The organism is Novosphingobium marinum, from assembly GCF_013408095.1.
Classification (GTDB): domain Bacteria; phylum Pseudomonadota; class Alphaproteobacteria; order Sphingomonadales; family Sphingomonadaceae; genus Novosphingobium; species Novosphingobium marinum.
This window is the reverse complement of the sequence record NZ_JACBZF010000005.1, coordinates 45,748-61,498: the sequence shown is the minus strand read 5'-3', so window position 1 is coordinate 61,498 and position 15,751 is coordinate 45,748. Positions and strand designations below refer to the sequence as shown.

Below are 15,751 nucleotides of genomic sequence, written 5' to 3'. Positions count from 1 at the left end.
CGGCCCTGCACACAGCCTCTCAGGCAAAGGCGACGAACACCCCGCCCATGGCGGCCATGCCGACTACGAAATAGCCGGCATCTATGGCAAACAGCTTTCCCGACCTGCGCTGGAACAGGTAATGGATGCCTATTGCGGGCGTCATGATGACGAGGCCGAAACCGACCGCCATCATCATGATCACGTGCGGCGCGGGGCTGGTCCGCGCGATGTTGTGTCCGAGCATGACCGCGATCAGCAGCTCGAACAGGAAGGCGAGGCCGAACACCACGGCAACGTTGCCCTCCTTGATTTGCGCATCGCTCAGCCCCACTTCGCGCTGCCAGGCCTTGCCGAAGAGCGGGCCGTACCAGATCGCGCCGATGACGAAGAACGCGACCGCGCCCAGGAAAACCGCAAGAAGATCGATGTCGCCCATGGCCATAGCCCTCACCTGCCCCCGCGCCTTTGCGCGTGACTTCGCCGCAAAGCGTAGTTAGGGGCGCGCGCCATGGCTACGATTATTCCCGACCAGCGCCGCGTGGGCATGGTCAGCCTCGGCTGTCCGAAGGCGCTCGTCGATTCCGAGCGCATCCTCACCCGCCTGCGCGCCGACGGCTACGCGATGAGCCCGGACTACGCGGGGGCCGACGTCGTGCTCGTCAATACATGCGGATTCCTCGATTCGGCCAAAGAGGAAAGCCTTTCCGCCATCGGCGAAGCGATCGCCGAGAACGGGCGCGTCATCGTCACCGGCTGCATGGGCAACGAGGCGGACGCCATCCGCGCGAAGTTTCCCGACGTCCTCGCCATCACCGGAGCGCACCAGTACGAGGATGTCGTCGAAGCGGTGCACGAGGCCGCTCCCCCGTCGCAGGGACCGTACGTCGATCTCGTGCCCCAGCCCGACATCAAGCTGACCCCCCGCCACTACGGCTATCTCAAGATTTCCGAGGGCTGCAATCATTCGTGCGCCTTCTGCATCATTCCGCAACTGCGCGGAAAACTGGCCAGCCGCCGCATCGACGCTGTGCTGCGCGAGGCGGAGAAGCTTGTCGCGGCCGGCACGAAGGAATTGCTCGTCATCAGCCAGGACACCTCGGCCTACGGGGTCGATATCCGGCACGAAGCGCGCCAGTGGCGTGGCCGCGAAGTGCGCGCGCACATGACCGACCTCGCGCGCGAACTCGGCGGACTTCGCACGGCGGACGGCACGTCGCCTTGGGTTCGGCTGCATTATGTCTATCCCTATCCACACGTCGATCAGGTCATTCCCCTGATGGCCGAGGGTCTGGTCACGCCCTACCTCGACATTCCGTTCCAGCACGCCAGTCCGGGCGTCCTGAAGGCGATGAAGCGCCCTGCGAACGAAGCCAGGGTGCTCGAGCGGCTGCGCGAATGGCGGGCGATCTGTCCCGACATCGCGATCCGGTCCAGCTTCGTGGTCGGTTTCCCCGGAGAGACCGAAGACGATTTCCGCTACCTGCTCGACTGGCTCGAGGAGGCGCAGCTCGACCGCGTCGGTGGCTTCCGTTTCGAGCCGGTCGCGGGCGCTGCGGCCAACGACCTGCCCGGCGCGGTTCCGGACGAAGTGGTCGAGGACCGCTACGCGCGGCTCATGGAAAGGACCGGCGCCATCAGCGAGCGAAAGCTGCGCGCCAGGGTCGGGCGCACACTCCCCGTCATTGTCGACGAAATCGGCGAACCCGACGAGGATGGCGACGTCGGCGCGACCGCCCGCTCGCACGCCGATGCCCCGGAAATCGACGGCGTCGTGCTGCTCCGCAACATTCCGGGATCGATCAAAGTCGGCGATATCGTCGAGGCCGTCATCGAGGACAGCGACGCGCACGACCTCTTCGGATACGTAAAACCCCTGTAATTCTGCGACTTGCGCACGTACGTTGCATTTTTTGCATCCGCGATAATCTTTTTCGCACTTGCAGCACGATCCGGTCGGACGCATAACAATCAGGCCTTACAGGCATCCTCTCCCAAACTTCAAACGGGCCGGTCTTCGGATCGGCCCTTTTTTTTGTCCGCGGTCCGCCGGTGCGTTGCGGTGGCGGAACGGCACCATTTGTCCTAAGCGCTGCGCATGGTCGAATCGTCCCGGATATTCACTGCGGCCCTCGTCGTCATCGGCGACGAAATCCTCTCGGGCCGAACACACGACAAGAATATCGCCCAGATTGCCGCCTGGCTGCAGGTGCAGGGCATCCGCCTGCAGGAAGTGCGCGTCATCGGCGACGACATGGATGCGATCGCCGATGCGGTGAACGCGCTTCGCGAGAAGCACGACTACCTGTTCACCACCGGCGGGATCGGCCCGACTCACGACGACATCACCGTCGACGCGATTTCCCGTGCACTGGGCCTCGAGGTTATCGTCCATCCCGACGCCCGCGCCATCCTCGAGCGGTACTACGAGGAAAAGGGCGGCGTTTCGGAGGCGCGGCTCCGCATGGCGCGCACGCCCGAGGGTGCCGAGCTCATCCCCAACCGTTATTCCGGCGCGCCGGGCATGCGGATCGCCAACGTCTTCATCATGGCGGGCGTACCCGCGATCACCGCAGGCATGCTCGATGCGCTGACCGGCGAACTGGAAGGCGGCGCGCGCCTCCTGTCCGAGACGGTGGGCAGTTGGGTCGCCGAGAGCGAAGTCGCCGACCTCCTGCGCGAGGCGGAGAAGGCGCACCCCGACTGCCAGATCGGCAGCTACCCGTTTTTCCGCGAGGGCAAGGTCGGAGCGAACTTCGTCGTCCGCTCGACCGAGGCCGACGCACTGGCCGCCTGCACCCGGCAACTGTCCAAGTCGCTCGAAGCGCAAGGCAATCCCGCCTACCCCGGCGGGATCTGAGTGCGTCCGGTCAGGCGGCGGAATCCTCGCCCGCACGCTCGGCTTCGCGCTTCGCCACGACATAGGCGTAGATCAGCCCGACCATCATCAGCACCGCGCCGCCACCGGCAGCCAGCGGCGTTTCGAACATGGCCGCCAGTACCAGCAAAAGTACCGCGACCAGAAAAATTCCCTGCGTCGTCTTCGACATGTTGCGTCCCCCGTTGAATACACCCCGGCTCCTCGCGATTGGACGAGCCGCAGCGTTCACTAGGGTTAATTACCTAAGAAAAAGTGCATAAGTTAAAAGTAACCATCTTCCCGGAAATGCCTCCGCCACGATTTCGATCCGCAGCGGCAGAATGACTGGCTTTTGCCTCGATCTGTTGTTTTCGCCTGACGGCGATTAGTGTCGTCGTCACCGGGCACCCTGCACCACACACGAAAAGGGCCGGAGGATTTCTCCCCCGGCCCCTTGCACGGCTTGCGCCATGTAGGACAGTCTTTTCGCGGCGATCAGGCGCCTTCGACGTCCGCGGTATCGATCTTGAGCCCCGGCCCCATGGTCGAGGTGAGCGCGATCTTGCGGACGTACTTGCCCTTCGCGCCCGACGGCTTGGCCTTGACGATGGCGTCGGTGAAGGCCTTGAAGTTTTCCTTCAGCGCCTCGTCCGAGAACGAGAGCTTGCCGATACCCGAATGGACGATACCGGCCTTCTCGACGCGGAATTCGACCTGGCCGCCCTTGGCCGCCTTGACCGCTTCGGTCACGTTCGGCGTCACGGTGCCCAGCTTCGGGTTCGGCATCAGGCCCTTGGGACCGAGCACCTTGCCGAGCCGGCCGACCACGCCCATCATGTCGGGCGTCGCGATCACGCGGCCATAGTCGAGGTTGCCGTTCTGCATGTCTTCCATCAGGTCTTCGGCACCGACCACGTCGGCACCGGCGGCCTTGGCTTCCTCGGCCTTGTCGCCGCGCGCGAAGACCGCGACCTTGACGTCCTTGCCCGTGCCCGAAGGCAGGGTGATCATGCCGCGGACCATCTGGTCGGCGTGGCGCGGATCGACGCCGAGGTTCATCGCGACCTCGACCGTCTCGTCGAACTTCTTAGAGCCCAGTTCGCGCAGCATGGCGAGCGCTTCGTCGAAGCCGTAGTGCTGCTGGTTGTCGCCCAGCTTCTCGGCGAGGAGCTTCTGCTTCTTGGTCTGCTTGGTCATCGGATCAGCCCTCCACCACGTCGAGGCCCATCGAGCGCGCGGAGCCCTCGATAATCTTGGTCGCGGCCTCCACGTCGTTCGCGTTGAGGTCCTTCATCTTCATCTCGGCGATCTCGGAAAGGGCCGAGCGCTTGATGGTTCCGGCAGAAACCTTGCCGGGCTCCTTCGAGCCGGACTTGAGCTTCGCCGCCTTCTTGATGAGGAAGCTGGCGGGCGGGGTCTTGGTGACGAAGGTGAAGCTGCGATCGGCGAAGACCGTGATGATCGTCGGGATCGGCATGCCCTTTTCCATCTCCTGCGTGGCGGCGTTGAACGCCTTGCAGAATTCCATGATGTTCACGCCGCGCTGGCCCAGGGCGGGACCGATCGGCGGCGAGGGATTGGCGGCGCCGGCAGGCACCTGGAGCTTGATATAGCCCTCGATCTTCTTGGCCATGAATGGCCTCCTTTCTCACTGTCGCCCGCATGCCGAGGCAGCGCGGGCTCATGTCTAGCGGTACAAGCGGCATGCCGAGGCGTGCCTCCCGCGCGGAATTCCCGGTGCTGTCGCAGGGGAAGGCGCGCGCATACCCGCAAACGGGGCGCAAATCAAGCGTTCGGGCGGCCGGACAGAAGTTGACGAAGGCGACACCGTGTCAACCGGGATGAGTCGCCTTTTATCATTATAAATCAGATACTTGACCGAGAATTGTAAAGTTGACACATCGTCGTGAAGAAAAAGTCGCGTCGCAAGCCCCTGCTTATCCCACGCCCGGATCGGGTAGGAAAGCCGGCATCGCGAAGAGGTTCGTCAGCTGGCGAGAACGCGGCCGCTCCGGCAAACGTAGAACAGGAACATCGGGACGACCCGCAGACCAAGCGCGAGATGGCACAACCGCCCCGCCCGCGCGTTTACGCCATTCACAGCGGGAGCCCTTCTTGTTCGAATTCGACCCGTATCACGTCGTGCTGGCCGCGCTGGGAGCGGTCATCATCGCGTCCTACTGGTGGCCGCGGTTCTTTTCGGGCCGCGAACCCGCGGCGGCGCCGCTCCTGATCCTGACGGGCTTCGTCGCGTTTGCCTGGATACCGGGCATGCCCGAAGCCATCGACCCGGTATCCTCGCCAAGGATCTGGGAAGTCACGGCGGAACTGGCGGTGATCATCGGCCTGTTCGGGACAGGGCTCAGGATCGACAAGCTGTTCGGGCACGGGCTGTGGAAGCCGACACTGCGGCTGCTGCTCATCGGCATGCCGCTCACCATCGTAGCGCTGGCGCTGTTCGGCTGGCTGGCGGCGGGAATGACGCTGGCGGGCAGCCTGCTGCTCGGCGCGATCCTTTCGCCTACCGATCCGGTGCTGGCGGGCGACGTGCAGGTCGGGCCGCCGCTCGAAGGCGGCGAGCACCCCGTGCGCTATGCGCTGACCACCGAAGCGGGCCTCAACGACGGCCTCGCCTTCCCGTTCGTGCACCTCGGCGTGCTCGTTGCCGCGGCGAGCGTGCTGACCACCGACCTCTTCGTCGAATGGGCGCTTCGCGACGTGCTCTACCGGATCGTCATGGGCGGCATCGCGGGTGCGGTGTCGGGCTGGTTGCTCGGGCAGATCCTGTTCGACTGGCCGCGCCACAATGCGCTATCCAAGACCCAATCGGGCGTCATCGCCTTTGCAGGCGTCATCTTCGCCTACGGCGCGACCGAGCTGCTGGAGGGGTACGGCTTCATCGCGGCATTCGTCGCCGGGCTGGTGCTGCGCCGCGAGGAATCGCAGGACCGCTTCCACGAGCGGCTGCACAGCTTTTCCGAGGCGCTGGAGCACACCCTGACGGCAATCCTGCTCGTCGCGCTGGGAGCCGCGATCCCGAACCTGCTGCCCTACCTCGACTGGTCGCACGCGATCATCGGGCTTGCCCTCGTCTTCGCGATCAGGCCGGTGATCGCCTGGTTCTCGCTCGCCCGCGCCGGGCTCGGACGCCGCGAGCGCGCAGTGATCTCCTTCTACGGTATTCGGGGAATCGGCTCGATCTACTACCTCGCCTACGCCGGGCATCACGTCGAACTGATCGACGAAGGCGCGCTGTGGGCCACGGTCGCCTTCACAATCGTGGTGTCGGCGACGGTCCACGGCCTGACCGCCGGCATTGCGGTGGAGCGGGTAACGGAAGCGAAGGCGGAATGAGCCGCCCGCGGCAACCCGGTTATTTGCTGAGTTCGACCTGCTCGAAATCGAGTTCGACCGGCGTCGCGCGGCCGAAGATCGAGACCGAGACCTTGACCCGGTTCTTGTCGAAATCGAGTTCCTCGACGATCCCGTTGAAGCTTGCGAACGGACCGTCCAGTACCTTGACCGAATCGCCGATCTCGTAATCGATGTTGATCTCGCGGCGCGGCTGCGATGCGGCTTCCTCGGCGGCGCCGAAGTAGCGCGCGGCCTCCGCCTCGCTGATCGGCTGCGGCTTGTTGTTGTTGCCCAGGAAGCCGGTGACCTTCGGCGTGTTCTTTACGAGGTGGTAGACATCGTCGTTCATAGAAAGCTTGGCCAGCACGTAGCCGGGCATGGTCTTGCGCTCGGTCTGGACCTTCTTGCCGCGCTTGATCTCGGTGACGGTCTCGGACGGCACCTCGACCTCTTCGACGAGCTGCGACAGGCCGACGCGCTCGGCTTCAGCCAGGATCGCGTCGCGTACCTTGTTCTCGAAGCCGGAATAGGCGTGGATGATGTACCAGCGGGCCATTTGCGTCTCTTTCAGTCCAGTCGGTCGGGGATTACAGGAGCGACAGCGCCCAGCGCACGACCGCGCCGAAAACGGTGTCCACCCCGAGGAAGAACATGGCGAGGATGAACATCATGATCGCCACGAAGATGGCGGTCGTGATCGTCTCCTGACGCGACGGCCAGTGAATCTTCGATCCTTCGGCACGCACCTGGCGGAGGAATTCGCCGGGATTGGTCTTGGCCATGCGCAGTCTCTTTCGCCCTGACAGTATTCTTTCGGACTTCCGGGTAGGGGCCATCGCCGCCCCGGACGGGTCCGGGAGGGGCGAAGTCTTCTACCTATAGCGGAAGGTGGCCGGGACTTAGCGAGCCGTTCCGGAATTTGCAAGACGTGCCAGCAGCGAGTGGTCGGAGCGGAAAATCACCTCCGCGCCCGCTGGCAGGCTGTCCGGCTCGCGATCGCCGAAGTACCAGAGGTAATCCGCCGAAGCGGCAGGCTCGAATGCCGCAAGCTCGATCTTCTGCGAAGGTGCGCGGATAAGCCTTTGCGAGGGATCGACGAAATCCGGATCGGGCTCGTCCAGGCTGAGCATGTGGATGCCGGTGATCGCGAAGTGCGAGTTTACCAGCGCGTCGCGGTAGACCGTGGCATAGCTCGGCGCGTGCTCGAAGGGATTGGTGCTCCACCGCTGCGAGTCGGTCAGCACCGCGCCCGCCACGCGCGCGCCTTCGGGAATGTACCCGATCGCCGCAAGGTCCGCCTCGAGCTGGCGCGACTGTTCGACCCACGCCGCCGCGGTGAGGCCGAGCCGCACGAGGAACAGCGCGGGGACGACGAACAGAAGCCAGCGCGGAACCTGCCAGTCTATCGCCAGGCACCCGATCATCAGCGCCACCGAGATCAGCCGCCAGTCGGCGTAGTCGCCTCCGCCCAGGTGCCGCGGCATCGCGAGGGTCAGCACGAACAGCACCAACGCCGCCCAGCCGAGCCGCCCGTCGATGCGCCTCGAAAAGAGCGCGGCGAGGATCGCGAGCAGCAGCACCGTCACCGTGGCGATGTCGAGATCCTGCGATTCGCCGCGCAGGCCCTTGAACCAGATCGCGATCTTGTAGGCGACCGCGCTGCGTCCGTAATTGAGCGCATGCTCCGCCCCGCCGGTGAGCAGCAGCGGCACGAACGGCAGGAACAGCGGCCAGGGCGCGATGAATGCCGCGAGGCCCTTGCGCCGGTGCCACTCGTACCCGAACACCAGGATGCCCAGCACGCCCCAGCCGGAGGCGTGGCACAGCCATACCGCGAGCCCGATGGGCAGGAACACCGCCCAGCGCCAGCTCACGCCCTCGAGCCTGACCCACAGCGCGAAGGCGAGCAGCGCCAGCGCGACCGAGAGGCAGAAGTTGTAGAAGCCCATCGCCATCGCCGGCGACCAGATAGTGACGAATGCAAGCAGCGAGCCGACGCCGATCCGCTTGCGCAGCACCCATTCGACAGAGATGATACCGAGCGCGGTCAGCGGTGCGATCAGCGCGCCGATCAGCCAGCCCGCGACCTCTACGCCGAACACCGTGCCGAGCGGCACCATCAGGATATCGGCGCCAAGGTTGCCGGTGACGATCCATTCGAAGTCGTAATACCGCTCGAGAAACGGGTTCTCGGCGCGGTTCAGCATCACGTGGTAGCGCGCCAGGTGCGAGGGATAGTCGGTAAGCTGCGGATAGGCCGTCACCAGGAACGGCAGGCACGACAGCGCGGCGAGCAGCAGCGCCCAGGCCAGCACGGGCCGTTCGATCCCGCCGCCGCTGCGTGACTGGCGGGGAGGGTTCATCGCATCGCGCCTTTCGGGAAAATGCTGGCAGGAGTGGCAGGATTCGAACCCGCGGCCCTCGGTTTTGGAGACCGATGCTCTACCAACTGAGCTACACTCCTGCAGGCGCCGGAGCCTCTAGACCGTGGCGCTTCGCTTGGCAAGGCGCGAGCGCAAAGTGCCCCCGCCGGCACGTCCGGTGCAGCTTGCGCGTGCGCTTTGCGACGGTTTTGGTAAGCTGCCTGTCGTGCACGGTTCCACCCCGCCCCCGATCGTCGACCCAGAGCTGCTGCTTCTGGCCTACCGCAGCGGCATCTTTCCGATGGCCGATCATCGCGACGATCCGGAGATTTTCTGGGTGGAGCCGCGCCTCAGGGCAATCCTGCCGCCTGCCGAATTTCACTTGTCGCGCTCCTTGCGCAAGGTCGTGCGGCAGGACCGTTTCCTCGTCACCTGCAACGAGGCGTTCTCCGACGTGATGGAAGCCTGCGCCGCCCCGCGCGCCAGCGAGGACGGCGAAAGCTGGATCAGCCACCGCATCGCGGCGAGTTACGAGAACCTGCACCGGCTGGGCCACGCGCACTCGATCGAATGCTGGCTCGTCGACGACGACGGCGAGCGTGTTCTGGCGGGCGGCCTCTACGGCGTCGGGTTCGACCGGGTGTTCTGCGGCGAGAGCATGTTTTCGCGCGCGCGCGATTCGTCGAAAGTCGCCCTTGCCTGGCTGGTGGCGGCGCTGCGCGAAGCGAACGTCACGCTCCTCGATTGCCAGTTCATCACCCCGCACCTGATGTCGCTGGGCGCGGTCGAGATCGCGCAGAAGCGCTACCTCGATCTGCTCAAGGACGCGCAGATGCCGCTATCGATGCTGGCGGAGGAGGACTATCCCTCGTCGCTGCCGGTCGGGTTCGCCTCGCTCGTCGACGGGGCACTGGCCGATCCGTCCTCCTCGCCGGGGAAGTTCATCGCGCAATTCTTGACCCAGACATCGTAGATCGGGTGCTCGACGACATTGAGCGACGGCGAGTTCTTGAACAGCCAGCCCGAAAAGACCTTTCGCCAGGCCTGTTCGCGTCCGTTGCCGGTCAGTTCCTGGACGAAGACCTGGACGAAGGCGCCCTCTTCCTCGGGCCGCTCCCACGGAAGCGTGCGTTCGCAATTGGCGAGCTTGACCACGACGTTACCGAGACGGCGCGTTTCGCCGACCTTGATCTCGATGTCCTGGGTCAGGTTGTTGCGCTTGTTGAGCAGGCCGAGCGTGGCCACGCGCTCCTCGACGGGGGTGCCGTATTCACTCTCGACCGCAGGCGTCGGTGCCTTCTGCGCGACGACCGTCTCGGGGACTTCGGTCGCCTGATCGTCGGGCGTTTCGGGCGGACCGCCACCGCAGGCGGCAAGCGCGAAAGGAAGGACGAAGGCTACGGCCCGTTTCATCGGACCGGCCCTCAGGCGTCCGGGGACCAGGCTTCGTAGTCGCCCGTCGCACGGGCGCGCTGGCCGCCCCGTTCGAGCGCACCCTGCGGACGATAGGCCATCGCCGTCCCGGTCGCGTTAGGAGTGTAGTCGGTTTCCCAGATGCGCGGCGGCGCCAGATGGCTTTCCGGAACCTCGTCATAGGAATTGTGCAGCCACCCGTGCCATTCGGACGGGACACGGCTGGCATCGTTCGACCCTTCGTAGATCACCCAGCGCCGCTCGCGACCGTCGCCGGTCTTCTTCTTCGAGCGATAATACTTGTTGCCCTGCGCATCGGTGCCGACGTGCTCGCCATTGCGCGAGCTCCACAGCATCGTGCCGATGGTCGCGCCATCCCACCAGGTGAATATCTTGCCGAAGATTCCCATGCGGCGCGTTTGCCCCAGACGACGGCGCAGCGCAAGCGGGTAGAAAGGCGCCCGGGAAGCGCGGAGGCGGCGTCCTACCAGGAAACCTTGTCGCCGGGGGCAATGCCAAGTTCCGCCGCGCGCCCGCCCGCAAGCTCAAGCACCGCGCCGGCTTTGCCTTCGGCGACCACGGAATCGGTGCTGTAGGGTACCGTCTGTGCCGCGATGTTTATGATCCGCCCCTTCGGATCGATGAAGATGATGTCGAGCGGGATGACCGTGTTCTTCATCCAGAAGCTCGCGACTTCGGGAGGATCGTAGGGAAAGAGCATGCCTTCGCCGGGTGCCAGCTCGGTCCGGAACATCAGGCCCTTCGCCTGTTCGAAGTCCGATCGGGCGACCTCGACGTCGAATCGATGCAGCTTGCCGCCGGCGGTCCGGACGGTGAGTGGAATGACCTCGAGCCCCGACACCGGATGCGTGCGCCCCGCTTCCGCGACGCCTGCCGATGGTGCGACAGCGCCTTCGCTGGCCGTCCCCTGTGAGCAGGCGGCGAGCGCGGCAGCGGCAAAAAGCGGCAGTATCTCCATGCGCATCAACGGTCTCCGAACGATTGCGCGGCCCATTCCTCCGCCGCGCCGGCGCTGGGCGCATCGACCAATTCGCGCACGATGTCGAGGGGGTGGCCGGCGCGCAGCATCGCCGCGATCTGCTTTTCGCGACGTGCGCGGTCGGGCGGCTCGGTCCCGAACGGTCCGAAGCGCCGCTTGCGCGCCATGACCAGCGCCGCCTGGCGCGCGGCATCCTCTTCCGGGACCATTTCGGCGCGCACCTGCTCTGCCACGCCGGCGACCGCGAGCGCCTGCCCGACGCGCCGTGCGCCGTACCCGCGCCGCAGCAGGCTGCCCGCCCTGGCGCGGGCATAGGCAGCGTCGTCGAGGTAGCCGAGTTCGACGAAGCGTTCGGCAATCGCGGCAACCGGGGCAGCCCCCTCCTCCGCCCACCCGCGCTCGCGCAATTTGCGCGCGAGGTACCCCTCCAGCCTGGCGCGGGTGGTGGAAAACCGCGCGACATAGGCGAGCGCCAGTTCCTCCAGCTTTGCGGCATCGAGCGGTGGAGAAGGGGTGCGGCGGCGGGACATCTGCCCTATTCGTGCCACACTCGCCCCCGATTGGGAAAGGCCGCGCAATCCGGGGGAGGGTTGGATGTACCTGACGAACAATTCCGGTACCGCCCCTCGGCGCGCTGATAAACACTTTAACAACAACGGGTTAGTACAGATGAACGACACCACCGAGCTGGTGCCGACGGCCAGTACACAGATCGCTCCCACGCCCAATGCGGACGATTTGCCCCGGCGACTGGCTGACTTTGCCACATTTGCCGATGCGCTGGACTATGCCGCCACCGGCAGGCGCGGCCTCAATTTCCACGACGCCCGCGGCAACCTCGTGCGCGCCTACACATACGCCGAGCTGCGCGAGGATGCGCTGGCCAGCGCCCGCCGCCTGATCGCGCGCGGAATTGCGCCGGGCGACCGGGTGGCGATGATCGCCGAGACCGGACCCGAATTCGCCGCGCTGTTCTGCGGCGCGATCTACGCGGGCGCCTGGCCGGTGCCGCTGCCGCTGCCGACCAGCTTCGGCGGCAAGGAAAGCTATATCGACCAGATCGCCGTCCAGATGGCGAGCGCCGAACCGAAGCTGCTGTTCTATCCCGAGGAAATCGCCGGCATGGCGATCGCCGCCGCCGAGCGCCAGCCCGGCTGCGAGGGGCTCGCCTGGCAGGATTTCGCCGCTGCCGACGCGCCCGAGGCGGACCTGCCCGCGCTCGACCCCGAGGCGATCTGCTTCCTCCAGTACTCGAGCGGATCGACCCGATTCCCGCATGGCGTCGCGGTGACGCACCGCGCTCTTCTCGACAACCTTGCCGGCCATTCGCACGGCATGCGCGTCGTCGAGACCGACCGCTGCATTTCCTGGCTGCCGTGGTACCACGACATGGGCCTTGTCGGCTGCCTGCTCTCGCCGATCGCCAACCAGGTCTCGGCAGACTACCTGAAGACCGAGCATTTCGCGCGCCGTCCGCTCGCCTGGCTCGACCTGATCAGCCGCAATACCGGCACGACGCTCTCCTACTCGCCGACCTTCGGCTACGACATCTGCTCGCGCCGCATTTCCAGCCAGTCGAGCGTTTCCGAACGCTTCGACCTGTCGCGCTGGCGGGTGGCGGGCAACGGCGCGGACATGATCCGGCCCGACGTGATGCAGAACTTCGTCGACGCCTTTGCCGACGCCGGTTTCAAGGCGTCCGCCTTCCTGCCCAGCTACGGCCTTGCCGAAGCGACGCTGGCGGTCACGATCATGCCGCCGGGCGAAGGCATACGGGTCGAACTTGTCGAGGAAGAGCGCCTGTCGGGTACTCCACGCGATCTTTCGCGGCCCGCCCGCTATCGCGCCATCGTCAATTGCGGCAGGCCGGTTCGCGGCATGGCCGTGGAAATCCGGGGCGAGGACGGCCACGCGCTGGGCGACCATCGCATCGGCAAGGTCTGGTGCAAGGGCGACAGCATCATGCACTCCTACTACCGCGACCCCGAAGCGACGGCGGACTGCCTTGTCGCCGGCTGGCTCGACACCGGCGACATGGGCTATATGGCCGACGGCTACCTGTTCATCGTGGGCCGCGCGAAGGACATGATCATCATCAACGGCAAGAACCACTGGCCGCAGGACATCGAATGGGCGGTGGAGCAGCTTCCCGGCTTCCACCAGGGCGATATCGCCGCGTTCGCCGTTGAGACCGACAACGGCGAGGAGGTGCCCGCGGTGCTCGTCCACTGCCGCGTCTCCGATCCCGAGGAACGCCGCAAGCTGCACGAGGAAATCCGCGAGAAGGTCCGTTCGATCACCGGCATGAACTGCGTCGTCGAACTGGTCCCGCCGCGCACGCTGCCGCGCACCAGCTCGGGCAAGCTCAGCCGCGCGAAGGCGAAGAAGCTCTACCTCGAAGGCGAAATCGCGCCGCTGAAACTCGCAGCCTGACGCGGGGATCCCTGCTACTCAAAGCTTGCGGTCGAGTTCCAGCAGCGCGCGCGGGATGCGCAGCGTTTCGGCGGCGATCCGGGTCTCTCTCAGGAACAGCGTCAGCGCCCACATCAGCAGCGCGATGGCGATCAGGAAGATCGCCGCCGCCACCCCCTCGAGCGATGTCTCGGTCATCTGCTCGAAGAACAGGATCGCGACGGTCAGGCCGATGGCGATGCCGCTGATCACCAGCAGGCGGATCGCCGATGTGACAAGCTTGATGCGCCTGTCCACCGCCCTGATCTGCGCGACGACGACGTCGTGCTCGGCGCCTTCGGTCGTCTTGTGAAGCTCCTGCAGCGTCCTTGCCCGGTCGACGACGCGGCCCAGCCGGGTCGACAGGATGTTCAGGATGTTGCCGATGGCGACGAGCAGGAACACCGGCGCAAGCGCAAGCTGGATCGTATGCGCGATCATGCGGCGCAAGGCTGGGCGAGCAGGCAGACGCCGGAGGAAAATTCGATGTCGGAGAAGGCGTCCGCAAGCGCGCAGCCGCCCGGCCCGATCTCCTGCCCCGCGACGTGCACCGGCCCTTCGCGCGGTATCGCAAGCAGCGGGCGTTCGCCGAAACGCGCGGCGACGTCCCCACCGGGCGTGCGTACCACCTGCTCGAGCCGGAACAGCGGCCCATCGACCAGCGTCGTCTCCTCGCGCAGCGGCACGCGCTTGTGCAGTCCGCACTCGTATGGCTCGCCCTTCGCCACCGCGACCGCCTGGTCGAGATGCAGTTCGCGCGGCCTGCCGTAATCGTAGAGCCGGTAGGTGATGTCGCTGTTCTGCTGGACCTCGATCAGGCTCACTCCCGCGCCGATCGCGTGGACGGTGCCCGCCGGGATGTAGAAGAAGTCGCCCGGCGTCACGCTGTGCCAGGCCATCAGGCTCTCGATGCTGCCGTCGATCGCGGCGCGGCGCATGGCGTCAGGGTCCAGTTCCTCGCGAAAGCCGATGCCGATCTCCGCGCCCTGCTCGGCGGCGAGGATCAGCCAGCACTCCTCCTTGCCCTGCCGCCCCATTCCGGCCGCGAGCGTCTCGGCGTCGGAGGGGTGGACCTGCACCGACAGCTTGTCGCTGGTGAAGATGTACTTGACGAGAAGCCCGGGCAATTCGGGCGGCGGCTCGAACCAGATCTCGCCGATGCGGGTGCCGACGGGCGCCATGAAGGGCGTGGGCAGCACGTCCCGGCCCCAGGGCTTCTCCACCTGCCGGGTGCGCAGTCCGAAGCTCATCGCAGCACGCTCACTGGTTTGCCGCGCCCTTGAGCTTGCCGACCTTCTGCGCGCCTTCGGCAGAGGTCACGAGCACCTCGTCCCCGTCGACAACCACGATCACGTCGGACAGCCCGACCACGGAGACTCGCGGACCGTCGGTTTCGACGAAGACGTTCGAACAATCGATCAGGTCGGCCTCTCCCTTGACCACGTTGGCCCTGTCCTCGGCCTGCCGCGCTTCCTTGAGTGCGTTCCAGTTGCCGATGTCCGACCATGCCATGAACGCCTTGACCATCGCCGCGCGGCGCGAATTTTCCATCACCGCGTAGTCGACCGACTCTCCCCTGATCCTGGCGAACTCGGCGGCGTCGGGATGGAAGCGATGGCCGTCCTCGTGCCCGCCTTCGACCGCCTTGCGCGCGGCGGCGAGCATGTCGGGGCGATATTCGCCCAGTTCTTCGAGGAACAGGCCCGCCGTGAACGCGAAGATGCCCCCGTTCCAGAAATAGTCGCCTGCCTCGATGAAGGACTTCGCCTTCTCGAGGTTCGGCTTCTCGATGAAGTCGTAGACGCGGAAACCCTTGCCGAAGGCTATCGGCGCGGCGGGTTTCAGGTAGCCGAAGCCGGTTTCGGGCGAGCGCGCCTCGATCCCGAACGCGACGAGCCAGCCCGAACTGGCGATTTCCGAAGCGGTGCGCGCGGCCTCGACGAATGCTTCGGGGTCTCCGATGTGGTGGTCGCTCGGGCAAACGAGCATGACCGCATCGGCGGGAAGCCGCAGCGCGGCAAGCGCGATCGCGGCGGCGGTGTTCTTGCCTTCGGGCTCGACGATCACCTTAGCACCGGGCGCGACGTCCATCTGCGCCTCGACATGCTCGAGATGCTGGTTGCCCGTCACGATCAGCGGAGCGCCGAACCCCTGGTCCTCCGGGCAGCGCAGCAGCGTTTCCTGGAACAGCGTGCGTTCGCCCAGCAGCGGCAGGAAGGGCTTGGGCTTGTCCACCCGGCTGCGCGGCCAGAGGCGCGTCCCGCTGCCGCCGCACAGGATCACGGGCACCGTTGTCGGCATCTCGCTCTCGAAGCTGATCCAGCCCGTATC

19 protein-coding genes and 1 tRNA gene are annotated in these 15,751 nt (G+C 65.8%); 5 read left to right on the top strand and 15 right to left on the bottom strand.

Annotation, left to right across the window (positions count from 1 at the left end; translation table 11 throughout):
- Positions 1-19: 19 nt before the first annotated feature.
- Positions 20-418: a DUF1761 domain-containing protein gene (locus FHS75_RS13370; RefSeq protein ID WP_179408203.1), complete on the bottom strand. Its 399-nt coding sequence runs from the start codon at positions 416-418 to the stop codon at positions 20-22.
- 72 nt (positions 419-490) lie between these two features.
- On the opposite strand from FHS75_RS13370, the gene rimO reads away from it, so the two are divergent.
- Both rimO and FHS75_RS13360 read left to right on the top strand, forming a co-directional pair.
- Complete coding sequence (rimO, locus tag FHS75_RS13365; RefSeq protein ID WP_179408202.1) at positions 491-1,861, top strand: 30S ribosomal protein S12 methylthiotransferase RimO; 1,371 nt, start codon at positions 491-493, stop codon at positions 1,859-1,861.
- A gap of 216 nt (positions 1,862-2,077) precedes the next feature.
- The gene (locus FHS75_RS13360; RefSeq protein ID WP_179408201.1) at positions 2,078-2,839 is read left to right on the top strand and encodes a competence/damage-inducible protein A; all 762 of its coding nucleotides are present in this window, start codon (positions 2,078-2,080) and stop codon (positions 2,837-2,839) included.
- A 10-nt stretch (positions 2,840-2,849) separates the two neighbouring features.
- Here the strand turns inward: FHS75_RS13360 and FHS75_RS13355 are convergent, their stop codons facing one another.
- The 3 genes from FHS75_RS13355 to rplK all read right to left on the bottom strand — a co-directional run bounded on the left by FHS75_RS13355 (position 2,850) and on the right by rplK (position 4,472).
- Positions 2,850-3,029 carry a hypothetical protein gene (locus FHS75_RS13355; protein WP_179408200.1) on the bottom strand — a complete coding sequence of 60 codons (180 nt, stop codon included), beginning with the start codon at positions 3,027-3,029 and terminating at the stop codon, positions 2,850-2,852.
- A 305-nt stretch (positions 3,030-3,334) separates the two neighbouring features.
- On the bottom strand, positions 3,335-4,036 hold the full coding sequence (gene rplA / locus FHS75_RS13350; protein ID WP_179408199.1) for a 50S ribosomal protein L1: 702 nt from the start codon (positions 4,034-4,036) through the stop codon (positions 3,335-3,337).
- Between the two features lie 4 nt (positions 4,037-4,040).
- On the bottom strand, positions 4,041-4,472 hold the full coding sequence (gene rplK / locus FHS75_RS13345) for a 50S ribosomal protein L11 (RefSeq protein ID WP_179408198.1): 432 nt from the start codon (positions 4,470-4,472) through the stop codon (positions 4,041-4,043).
- 482 nt (positions 4,473-4,954) lie between these two features.
- Here rplK and FHS75_RS13340 point away from each other — a divergent pair, with 482 nt between their 5' ends.
- Complete coding sequence (locus tag FHS75_RS13340; protein ID WP_179408197.1) at positions 4,955-6,193, top strand: cation:proton antiporter; 1,239 nt, start codon at positions 4,955-4,957, stop codon at positions 6,191-6,193.
- Between the two features lie 19 nt (positions 6,194-6,212).
- Here FHS75_RS13340 and nusG read toward each other — a convergent pair whose 3' ends face one another.
- The 4 genes from nusG to FHS75_RS13320 all read right to left on the bottom strand — a co-directional run bounded on the left by nusG (position 6,213) and on the right by FHS75_RS13320 (position 8,657).
- Positions 6,213-6,749, bottom strand: a complete 537-nt coding sequence (gene nusG / locus FHS75_RS13335; protein WP_179408196.1) for a transcription termination/antitermination protein NusG — start codon at positions 6,747-6,749, stop codon at positions 6,213-6,215.
- Positions 6,750-6,780: 31 nt separating this feature from the next.
- The gene (secE, locus tag FHS75_RS13330) at positions 6,781-6,975 is read right to left on the bottom strand and encodes a preprotein translocase subunit SecE (protein WP_179408195.1); all 195 of its coding nucleotides are present in this window, start codon (positions 6,973-6,975) and stop codon (positions 6,781-6,783) included.
- A 117-nt stretch (positions 6,976-7,092) separates the two neighbouring features.
- Entirely contained in the window at positions 7,093-8,556 is a 1,464-nt protein-coding gene (locus FHS75_RS13325; RefSeq protein WP_179408194.1) for a hypothetical protein, read from the bottom strand.
- Positions 8,557-8,581: 25 nt separating this feature from the next.
- A tRNA-Trp gene (locus FHS75_RS13320) sits at positions 8,582-8,657 on the bottom strand.
- A 149-nt stretch (positions 8,658-8,806) separates the two neighbouring features.
- Here FHS75_RS13320 and aat point away from each other — a divergent pair.
- Entirely contained in the window at positions 8,807-9,529 is a 723-nt protein-coding gene (gene aat, locus FHS75_RS13315; protein WP_179408423.1) for a leucyl/phenylalanyl-tRNA--protein transferase, read from the top strand.
- On the opposite strand, the gene FHS75_RS13310 is transcribed toward aat, so the two are convergent.
- The 4 genes from FHS75_RS13310 to FHS75_RS13295 all read right to left on the bottom strand — a co-directional run bounded on the left by FHS75_RS13310 (position 9,418) and on the right by FHS75_RS13295 (position 11,499).
- Complete coding sequence (locus FHS75_RS13310) at positions 9,418-9,969, bottom strand: DUF2155 domain-containing protein (RefSeq protein WP_179408193.1); 552 nt, start codon at positions 9,967-9,969, stop codon at positions 9,418-9,420. The genes aat and FHS75_RS13310 overlap by 112 nt on opposite strands.
- Positions 9,970-9,980: 11 nt before the next feature.
- A complete protein-coding gene (locus FHS75_RS13305) occupies positions 9,981-10,379 on the bottom strand; it encodes an NADH:ubiquinone oxidoreductase subunit NDUFA12 (protein ID WP_179408192.1) in 399 nt (132 codons plus the stop codon).
- 74 nt (positions 10,380-10,453) lie between these two features.
- Entirely contained in the window at positions 10,454-10,954 is a 501-nt protein-coding gene (locus FHS75_RS13300) for a DUF192 domain-containing protein (RefSeq protein ID WP_179408191.1), read from the bottom strand.
- The gene (locus tag FHS75_RS13295) at positions 10,954-11,499 is read right to left on the bottom strand and encodes a regulatory protein RecX (RefSeq protein WP_179408190.1); all 546 of its coding nucleotides are present in this window, start codon (positions 11,497-11,499) and stop codon (positions 10,954-10,956) included. The genes FHS75_RS13300 and FHS75_RS13295 overlap by 1 nt, the downstream gene beginning before the upstream one ends.
- A gap of 139 nt (positions 11,500-11,638) precedes the next feature.
- On the opposite strand from FHS75_RS13295, the gene FHS75_RS13290 reads away from it, so the two are divergent.
- A complete protein-coding gene (locus tag FHS75_RS13290; RefSeq protein WP_179408189.1) occupies positions 11,639-13,402 on the top strand; it encodes a fatty acyl-AMP ligase in 1,764 nt (587 codons plus the stop codon).
- A gap of 18 nt (positions 13,403-13,420) precedes the next feature.
- Here the strand turns inward: FHS75_RS13290 and FHS75_RS13285 are convergent, their stop codons facing one another.
- From FHS75_RS13285 to FHS75_RS13275, 3 genes are read right to left on the bottom strand one after another with little or no spacing between them, the layout of a single operon-like run.
- Positions 13,421-13,861, bottom strand: a complete 441-nt coding sequence (locus FHS75_RS13285) for a DUF2721 domain-containing protein (protein ID WP_179408188.1) — start codon at positions 13,859-13,861, stop codon at positions 13,421-13,423.
- A complete protein-coding gene (locus FHS75_RS13280; protein WP_179408187.1) occupies positions 13,858-14,670 on the bottom strand; it encodes a class I mannose-6-phosphate isomerase in 813 nt (270 codons plus the stop codon). The genes FHS75_RS13285 and FHS75_RS13280 overlap by 4 nt, the downstream gene beginning before the upstream one ends.
- A gap of 10 nt (positions 14,671-14,680) precedes the next feature.
- The gene (locus tag FHS75_RS13275) at positions 14,681-15,721 is read right to left on the bottom strand and encodes a mannose-1-phosphate guanylyltransferase (RefSeq protein ID WP_179408422.1); all 1,041 of its coding nucleotides are present in this window, start codon (positions 15,719-15,721) and stop codon (positions 14,681-14,683) included.
- Between the last annotated feature and the right edge of the window lie 30 nt (positions 15,722-15,751).

What these genes read in the sequence shown, in the direction of transcription:
- rplK (WP_179408198.1), bottom strand. Translation starts at nt 4,472, where the DNA reads ATGGCCAAGAAGATCGAGGGCTATATCAAGCTCCAGGTGCCTGCCGGC.
- FHS75_RS13300 (WP_179408191.1), bottom strand. Translation starts at nt 10,954, where the DNA reads ATGCGCATGGAGATACTGCCGCTTTTTGCCGCTGCCGCGCTCGCCGCC.
- FHS75_RS13280 (WP_179408187.1), bottom strand. Translation starts at nt 14,670, where the DNA reads ATGAGCTTCGGACTGCGCACCCGGCAGGTGGAGAAGCCCTGGGGCCGG.
- rplA (WP_179408199.1), bottom strand. Translation starts at nt 4,036, where the DNA reads ATGACCAAGCAGACCAAGAAGCAGAAGCTCCTCGCCGAGAAGCTGGGC.
- FHS75_RS13285 (WP_179408188.1), bottom strand. Translation starts at nt 13,861, where the DNA reads ATGATCGCGCATACGATCCAGCTTGCGCTTGCGCCGGTGTTCCTGCTC.
- FHS75_RS13310 (WP_179408193.1), bottom strand. Translation starts at nt 9,969, where the DNA reads ATGAAACGGGCCGTAGCCTTCGTCCTTCCTTTCGCGCTTGCCGCCTGC.
- secE (WP_179408195.1), bottom strand. Translation starts at nt 6,975, where the DNA reads ATGGCCAAGACCAATCCCGGCGAATTCCTCCGCCAGGTGCGTGCCGAA.
- FHS75_RS13325 (WP_179408194.1), bottom strand. Translation starts at nt 8,556, where the DNA reads ATGAACCCTCCCCGCCAGTCACGCAGCGGCGGCGGGATCGAACGGCCC.
- rimO (WP_179408202.1), top strand. Translation starts at nt 491, where the DNA reads ATGGCTACGATTATTCCCGACCAGCGCCGCGTGGGCATGGTCAGCCTC.
- FHS75_RS13360 (WP_179408201.1), top strand. Translation starts at nt 2,078, where the DNA reads ATGGTCGAATCGTCCCGGATATTCACTGCGGCCCTCGTCGTCATCGGC.
- FHS75_RS13295 (WP_179408190.1), bottom strand. Translation starts at nt 11,499, where the DNA reads ATGTCCCGCCGCCGCACCCCTTCTCCACCGCTCGATGCCGCAAAGCTG.
- FHS75_RS13355 (WP_179408200.1), bottom strand. Translation starts at nt 3,029, where the DNA reads ATGTCGAAGACGACGCAGGGAATTTTTCTGGTCGCGGTACTTTTGCTG.
- FHS75_RS13290 (WP_179408189.1), top strand. Translation starts at nt 11,639, where the DNA reads ATGAACGACACCACCGAGCTGGTGCCGACGGCCAGTACACAGATCGCT.
- nusG (WP_179408196.1), bottom strand. Translation starts at nt 6,749, where the DNA reads ATGGCCCGCTGGTACATCATCCACGCCTATTCCGGCTTCGAGAACAAG.
- FHS75_RS13370 (WP_179408203.1), bottom strand. Translation starts at nt 418, where the DNA reads ATGGGCGACATCGATCTTCTTGCGGTTTTCCTGGGCGCGGTCGCGTTC.
- FHS75_RS13305 (WP_179408192.1), bottom strand. Translation starts at nt 10,379, where the DNA reads ATGGGAATCTTCGGCAAGATATTCACCTGGTGGGATGGCGCGACCATC.
- FHS75_RS13275 (WP_179408422.1), bottom strand. Translation starts at nt 15,721, where the DNA reads ATGCCGACAACGGTGCCCGTGATCCTGTGCGGCGGCAGCGGGACGCGC.